The 8131-nt window shown below is 68.2% G+C and carries 5 protein-coding genes; all 5 read left to right on the top strand.

Features of this window, described 5'->3' with window-relative positions:
* Positions 1-1631 (top strand): malto-oligosyltrehalose trehalohydrolase (gene treZ / locus ACQKDV_RS16845; protein ID WP_427785251.1); only part of this gene is annotated, 1631 nt, incomplete at its 5' end.
* On the top strand, positions 1628-3466 hold the full coding sequence (locus tag ACQKDV_RS16840) for a 4-alpha-glucanotransferase (RefSeq protein ID WP_427785249.1): 1839 nt from the start codon (positions 1628-1630) through the stop codon (positions 3464-3466). The genes treZ and ACQKDV_RS16840, both read left to right, overlap by 4 nt.
* The gene (gene treY / locus ACQKDV_RS16835) at positions 3463-6003 is read left to right on the top strand and encodes a malto-oligosyltrehalose synthase (protein WP_427785248.1); all 2541 of its coding nucleotides are present in this window, start codon (positions 3463-3465) and stop codon (positions 6001-6003) included. The genes ACQKDV_RS16840 and treY overlap by 4 nt, the downstream gene beginning before the upstream one ends.
* On the top strand, positions 5990-6163 hold the full coding sequence (locus tag ACQKDV_RS16830; RefSeq protein ID WP_427785246.1) for a DUF2934 domain-containing protein: 174 nt from the start codon (positions 5990-5992) through the stop codon (positions 6161-6163). Before treY ends, ACQKDV_RS16830 begins: the two co-directional genes overlap by 14 nt.
* On the top strand, positions 6150-8131 hold a 1982-nt coding region (glgX, locus tag ACQKDV_RS16825), incomplete at its 3' end, for a glycogen debranching protein GlgX (RefSeq protein WP_427785244.1). The genes ACQKDV_RS16830 and glgX, both read left to right, overlap by 14 nt.

Raw genomic sequence — 8131 nt, 5'->3', positions numbered from 1 at the left:
TTATGCTGGGCGGGGCCGCGTTGCCGATGCATCGGCACGCCGATGGCCTGCATTCGATCCGCACCACGGCAGCGCACGGCGACCGCTACCGCTTTCGTCTGCCGGATGGCAGCGAGGTACCGGATCCCGCCTCGCGCTGGCAGCCCGAAGGCGTTGAAGGCCCCAGCGCTGTCCTGACCGAGGATGCCTATGCCTGGCAGACGCGGGACTGGGGCGGTGTGGCCTGGCCGGACATGGTGATCTACGAGGTACACATCGAAGCGGCCGGCGGGTTGGCCGCACTTACGGCACAGTTGCCGATGCTGGCCGCAACGGGGATCACCGCCATCGAGCTGATGCCGGTGGCGCAGTTTCCCGGCACCCGCAACTGGGGCTACGACGGTGTGTTTCCCTACGCCCCGGCACAGCCGTATGGCGGACCCGAAGCACTGAAGCATTTCGTCGATGCGGCGCATGCCGCCGGCCTGGCGGTGCTGCTGGATGTGGTCTACAACCACTTCGGGCCGCAGGGCAACCATCTGGCGCAGTATGCAACGGGCTTCTTCCATCGCGGGCGCAGCACGCCGTGGGGTGAGGCCATCGACTTCGAGCAACCGCATGTGCAGCGCTTCTTCATCGACAACGCACTGATGTGGCTGCAGGAATACCGGTTTGACGGATTGCGCCTGGATGCGGTGCATGCCATCGATGATGACCGCTTCCTGCAGCAGCTCAGCGATGCGATCCGCGCCGAGGTGCCGCACGCGCACCTGGTGCTGGAAAACGAGCGCAACCAGGCGCGATGGCTGCGCGGTGCCTACCAGGCGCAGTGGAATGATGACTTCCACAATGCGCTGCATGTGCTGCTGACTGGTGAGCACGAGGGCTATTACGCCGCCTACGCCGGCCGCGCCGAGGCGTTGCTGGCGCGCTGCCTGGCTGAGGGCTTTGCCTGGCAGGGCGAGCCCGACCTGCGTGGCGAAGCCCGCGGTGAGCCCAGTGGCGACCTGCCGCCGTCCCGTTTCGTGGTCTTCGCGCAGAACCACGACCAGGTGGGCAACCGTGCCTTCGGCGAACGGCTGAGCCAGTTGTTGGACCCGCCTGCGCTGCGCATGGCTACCGCGCTCACCGTGCTGACGCCCATGGTGCCGCTGCTGTTCATGGGCGAGCCGTGGCAGGCCACCTCACCGTTCCTGTTCTTCACCGACTACCAGGCGCCGCTGGATGAGGCGGTGCGCGAAGGGCGTCGGCGCGAATTCGCCGGATTCAGCGCCTTTGCGGACGTCGCCTCGCGGGCGCGGATTCCCGACCCGAATGATCCTGCAACGTTGCAGGCGTCGTATGTGCCGCCACCGGGCACCGGCTTCGCGGCGCAGCAGTCGCTGGCCTGGCTTCACGATCTGCTTGCCCTGCGCCGGCGCTGCCTGCAGCCCGGGCTCGAGCAGGCGCGCTCGCTGGGCGCAACGGTGCTGGGCACCGGCGCGGTGCAGGCGGGGTGGCAGCTGCCTGCCGGGCAGTGGTGGATCGCCATCAACGCAGGGCGTGCCGAAGTGCCGCATTCGCTGCCAGACGGAGAACCGCTGCTGGGCCTGCCCACCGGCCCGTCGCTGCAGCCGGGCGGTGGCCTGCAGCTGCGCTGGCTGCAGGCATGAGCGGCGATACAGCGCTCCACGCAGCTGCGCGTTCTGCGGGGCTGATGCCGCAGTGGGAGGATGTTTCCGGGCGGCGCTGCGAGGTGGCGCCGGAGGTGCTGCGCGGCGTGCTGCAGGTGCTGCAGCCGCAGACAGAAGCGCCGGCTGCGCCACTGCGCACCGCGATCTGCGGGGAGGCGGTGGTATTGCCTGGCGCTGCAGGCGCGGCATGCTGGGTCGATGAGACCGGCCAGCAATGCGATGCGCACCGGGATGGGGCTGGGCGATGGCTGGTGCCGCGGCAGCCGGGCTACTGCCACTGGCAGCAGGGGACGCGTTGCATCGCGGTCGCCGTCGCGCCCCAGAAGGCATGGTGGCCCGCACGTATCGACCGTGGCTGGGGCTTGGCGGCGCAGATCTACAGCCTGCGCAGCACAGGCGATGGTGGAATCGGCGACAGCGCCGGCTGCGCACCTTGGCTGCAGCGGCTGCGCCAGCACGGTGGGCAAGCGCTGGCGCTCAGCCCGATGCACGCCGGCTTGCCGCCGGATGCCGGCCACAGCCCATACTCGCCCAGCGACCGCCGCTGGCTGGACCCGCTGCAGGCGTCGCTGCTGCAGGCGGTACCTGATGCCGCCCGCGCCGCGCTGTCGGCCGATGATGCGCTGGCTGAAGCCGTGGATGCCGCGACCGCCGCGCGACGCATCGACTGGCCTGGCGCGGCGGACCTGAAGTGGCGCTGGCTGCGCGCCGCGCGGCTGCACCTGCAGCAGGCGCAACCAGGCCTGCAGGCCGAGGTTTGCCAGTGGCAGGCCGATGCAGGCGCGGCACTGCAGCAGTACGCCGCATTGGCGGCCGATGGCCGCAGCGGCAGCGCGCAGGACCATGCGTTCGCGCAGTGGGTGGCGCAGCGCTGCTGGACGCAGTTGCACGTGCAGGCGCGAAGCAACGGTGCGGCCATCGGGCTGATTGCCGATCTGGCGGTGGGCTGCGCGCCCGAAGGTGCCGAAGCGCGCGCGCAGGCCGACGCGATGCTGGCGGGCCTGGAACTGGGCGCGCCACCGGATGCTTTCAATACCCAGGGCCAGGCATGGGGCATCACCGGCTTCTCGCCGCTGGCCCTGCGCAGGCAGGGCTATGCGCCCTTCATCAACCTGTTGCGGGCGGTCATGGCCGGCCGTGGCGGCGTGCGAATCGACCATATCCTTGGCCTTCACCGGCTCTGGGTGCTGCCCCAGGGCGCGTCCGCCCGCGACGGAGTCTATCTGCAGTTCCCACTGCACGACCTGCTGAACCTGCTGGTGCTGGAATCCTGGCGGAACCAGTGCGTGGTGATCGGCGAGGATCTGGGCGTGGTTCCGGCAGGGATCCGCCAACACCTGGCGGCGCGCGGCGTGCTCGGTGTGGACGTCCTGCCGTTCACCCGTGATGCGGCGGGCTTCCTGCCTGCCGAACGCTGGCGCCGCGATGCTGTCGCCATGCCATCCACCCACGACCTACCGCCGCTGGGCGGCTGGCTGCGCGGGCGCGATCTGCGCTGGCGGGCACGCCTGGGTGAAATCGAAGACCTGCCTGCAGCATTGGCGCAACGGCGACTGGATGCCGCGGCCCTGACCGACCTGATTCATGGAGATTGCGTGGAAGACGATGCATTGGGCCTGCTGGCCAGGGCCCCCTCGCGGCTGGCCCTGCTTCCATTGGAAGATGCGCTGGGCCTGCGCACGCAGGTCAACCTGCCGGGCACCGTCGGTGGCCATCCGAACTGGCGGCGTCGGTTGCCGTTGCAGTGGAATGAGACCGCCCTGCAATCGCGGCTGCAGCGCATCAGCGCGGGCCGCGACGGGGGCCACGCATGACCGTGCTTCGCGCGACCGCACGCCTGCAGCTGCATGCCGGCTTTGATTTCGATGCCGCAGCTGCACAGGCGGACTACTTCGCGACGCTGGGGGTCAGCCACCTGTACCTGTCACCCATCGCTGCGGCGATGCCAGGGTCCACGCACGGCTACGACGGCATTGATCCTGCCCGGATCAACCCGGAACTGGGCGGCGAGGACGGTTTCCTGCGGCTGGCGCGTCGCGCCCGCGAGTGTGGGCTGGGGCTGCTGCTGGATATCGTGCCCAATCACCTTGCTGCCGCACCGCAGAATCCGTGGTGGTCGGACGTGCTGATGCACGGGCGGCGCAGTCGCCACGCGCAGTGGTTCGACATCGACTGGGATGACGTCGGCGCTGGCCAGCGGCTGTGGCTGCCCGTGCTGGACCGGCCGCTGCAGGAGGCCGTCCATGCCGGCGTTCTGCGGGTGGAGGGCAGCGAGGGCCAGCCTTTCCTGTCCCATCATGATCTGCGCCTGCCACTGTCGCCACGCAGCTATCCGTTGCAGCCCAGCGCCTGCCAGGCTTGGATCGAGCGCTGCAACCGCTCCGCCGGGCGCATGCACACGCTGCTGCAGCGGCAGCACTATCACTTGGCCTGGTGGCGTATTGCTGGCGACCAGGTCAACTACCGGCGCTTCTTCGACATCACCTCGCTGGCGGCACTACGCGTCGAACGCGAAGATGTCTTCGATGCCGTGCATGCGCTGCCACTGCGGCTGGTACGCGAGGGCTGGGTGGATGGCCTGCGGATCGACCATGTCGACGGTCTGGCCGATCCGGGCGGCTACCTGGAGCGACTGCGCGCACAGCTCGATGCCGCCGCCGAAGCCGGGGGGCGTTGTGCTGCCGGGATATCCCTGCACGTGGAAAAGATCCTCGCCAAGGCTGAAAGATTGCCCGCCAGCTGGCCGTGCGAGGGCACCACCGGTTACGACTTCATGGATCAGGCCGGTGCGTGGCTGCATGAACAGGGCTCAACGCAGGCCCTGGACGAGCAGTGGCAGGCGCGCTCAGGCGACATGCGCGGCGTGGAGGAGGTGCAGCAGGCCGCCCGCGATGCACTGCTGGACGGATCGCTGCACGCAGACCTGCAGCGCCTGCTGGGGTGCGTGCGGCAGACAGTCGGCCAGGCGGCAGGCTGCGCTGACATCAGCGATGCGATGTTGCGCCGGGCACTCTGCGCGCTGCTGCGTCACTATCCTGTCTATCGCCCCTACACGCTGCAGACGCAGGCCGAGCGGGATGCAATGGCCCAGGCCGAAGCGTCTGCCGTGCGGAGGCTGGACGCCGCAGGACGCAGGGCCTTGAGCCTTCTGGTCACCGCCCTGCAGGCGCCCGAGGGGCACGAACTGCGCGTGCGGTTCGGGCAGCTCTCGGCACCACTCAATGCCAAGGCGGTGGAAGACACGGCGTTCTACCGCTACTACCGTGCACTGTCGCGCAACGAGGTCGGCAGCGATCCGCAGCGTATCGGTCTGGATGGCGAAGCACTGATTGCGCTCGCCCAGGCGCGTGCGCGCCAGCACCCGCAGGCGATGCTCGCCTTGGCCACGCATGACCACAAGCGCGGGCCGGATGCACGTGCGCGCCTGGCGCTGATCAGCAGTGATGCCGCGGCATGGCAGTCGGCGCTGGCCGACTGGGAGCAGCGGTGCGCGGCAGCAGCGATGCCGATGCCATTGCCCGCCGCCGAACGTTATGGGCTGTGGCAAGCGCTGGTCGGCGCCTGGCCGATGCACGGTGAGCCCGCCGCCGACTTCCCGCAGCGCATGGGCCAGTGGCTGTGCAAGGCGCTGCGGGAGGGCAAGCGGATCAGCAACTGGCTCGATCCCGATGTCGGACTTGAAGATGCCGCGCAGCAGTGGCTGCAGTGCTTGATGTACTCCGCTGAGCTGCAGGGCGTGCGCGATGCGCTGGGTGGCTTCGTGCAGACGCGGGCGGCCGCCGGGGCCAGCAACGGGCTCGCACAGCTGTGCCTGCAACTGTGCCTGCCGGGTGTTCCCGATATCTACCAGGGTACCGAGTTCTGGGATCTCAGTCTGGTGGATCCGGATAACCGGCGCCCTGTGGATTTCGCACTGCGCGCACAGGCACTGGCTGATGATCGTTCGTGGTCGCAGTTGCTGCAGGATTGGTATGAGGGCGTGCCGAAGATGCGCCTGCTTTCGCGGCTGCTGCAGCTGCGGCGCGAGCATCCGGCGCTGTTCCTGGACGGCAGGCTGCAGGCCCTGTCCGGTCCCGTTTCGGCAGATCTGGTCTTCGTGCGTGAGCACGCTGGGCAGGTGCTGCTGGTGGCGGTACGCAGGGCCAGTGCCGGGCAATGCCCCGGTCCTGCCCTTGGCTGGAAGCAGGGCGCGGAGCAGTGCATGACTGCAGTGCCGCAACGGGCGATGCGTAACGTGCTGGACGGTCGCACGGAGGTTTTTGACGGTTCCGCTTCGCAGGCGCTGCTGTTTGCCGGCAGCCCCGTCGCGGTGTGGATCAGCCAGGAGAGTGGTGTAGATGGACAGCAGTGAGCGACGCCGCCGCATCGAGATGCTGGCGCACCAGATATGGGAAGCCGAAGGCCGCCCCGACGACCAGCAGCAGCGTCATTGGCACATGGCCGAGCGGCTGGTGGAAGCAGAGATCGCAGCCCTTCATGCGGGTAAGGATGAAGACGATGGCCACCCGTAAGTGGACGCAGAGCTCGCGCGTGCGCGAGGGCAGGCCGTTCCCGCTGGGCGCGACCTGGGATGGGCTGGGGGTGAATTTCGCGCTGTATTCGCGTCACGCAACCAAGGTGGAGCTGTGCCTGTTCGATGCGCGCAACCGCGAAATCGAGCGCATCGCGTTGCCGGAGTACACCAACGAGGTGTGGCACGGCTACCTGCCGGACGTGCGCCCCGGCCAGCGGTATGGCTATCGTGTGCACGGCCCCTATGCGCCCCGGGATGGACACCGCTTCAATCCGAACAAGCTGCTGCTGGACCCCTACGCCAAGCAGATCGTGGGTGGGATCAGGTGGGCGCCGCATCTGTTCGGCTATACGCTGGGACACCGTGATGCCGATCTGAGCTTCGACCGCCGCGACAGTGCGCCATACATGCCGCGCTGCGCGGTGATCGACCCGGCGTTCAGCTGGGGCAGCGAGCGAGCGCCCGCGACGCCCTGGGACCGTTCGGTCATCTACGAAGCACACGTGCGTGGGCTGACCATGCAGCATCCGGGGGTGCCCCAGGCCGAGCGCGGCACCTTCTCGGCGCTGCGGCACGATGCGGTGGTGGACCACCTGGTGCATCTGGGCGTGACGGCCATCGAGCTGCTGCCGGTGCATGCTTACGTGGACGACCAGCAGCTGCTGGAGCGTGGCCTGCGCAACTACTGGGGCTACAACACCATCGGCTTCTTCGCGCCGCAGCCGCGCTACCTCTCACTGGAGACGGTGGCCGAGTTCAAGCAGATGATCGCCCGCCTGCACAGCGCGGGCATCGAAGTCATCCTGGACGTGGTCTACAACCACACTGCCGAAGGCAATGAACTGGGCCCGACACTCTCGTTCAAGGGCATCGACAATGCCAGCTACTACCGCTTGGCCGATGACCGACGTTTCTATATCAACGACACTGGCACAGGCAATACCTTCGACCTGACCAACGCCGGGGCCCTGCGCATGGTGATGGATTCACTGCGCTACTGGGTTGCCGAGATGCGTGTGGACGGCTTCCGCTTCGACCTCGCTACCATCCTCGGTCGCGAGCGGCACGGGTTTGATCCATCGGGCAGCTTCCTCGACGCAGTGCGCCAGGACCCGGTGCTGAGCCAGGTGAAGCTGATCGCCGAGCCCTGGGACATCGGGCCCGGCGGCTACCAGCTCGGGCAGTTCCCGCCGGGCTGGGCCGAGTGGAATGACCGGTTCCGTGATACGACCCGTGCGCTGTGGCGTGGGGATGCGGGGCAGTTGCCGGCGTTCGCAGCGCGTTTCACTGGCTCTGCCGATCTGTTCGACCATCACGGCCGCCGGCCTTCGGCCAGCATCAACCTGGTCACCGCGCACGACGGTTACACCCTGCGCGATCTGGTGAGCTACAACGACCGCCACAACGAGGCCAATGGCGAGGACAACCGCGATGGCCACTCGCACAACCTGTCCTGCAACCACGGCGTGGAAGGGGATACGGACGATGAGGGTATCCTCGCCCTGCGTTCGCGGCAGATGCGCAACCTCCTGGGTACGCTTCTGCTCGCGCAGGGCACGCCGATGCTGCTGGCCGGCGATGAATTCGGCCATTCGCAGCAGGGCAACAACAACGCCTATTGCCAGGACAATCCGCTGAGCTGGATCGACTGGAAGCGCGCGGCGGAGCCAGGGCCACAGGCGCAGATGGCTTTCGTGCGGCGCGCACTGGCCCTGCGTCGCCGCTACGGGCTGCTGCGACGCAATCGTTTTCTGACCGGCGACTACGACCCATCGCTTGGGATGCGCGACATCGAATGGCGGCGCCCCAGCGGTGAGCCGATGGGCGAAAGCGATTGGCACAACCCCGAGCAGCGAAGCCTGCTGATCGTGCTGGACGGCCGCAGCCCTGACAACGGACTGCGCGAGCCCGGGCGCCATGTCAGTCTGGCCCTGCTGCTGAACCCCAGCGACCAGGAACAGCGGTT

It is taken from the genome of Stenotrophomonas sp. NPDC077659, assembly GCF_050268705.1.
GTDB lineage: Bacteria > Pseudomonadota > Gammaproteobacteria > Xanthomonadales > Xanthomonadaceae > Stenotrophomonas.
The sequence above is the reverse complement of the archived record's forward strand: the minus strand, read 5'-3'. Positions and strand labels throughout refer to the sequence as shown.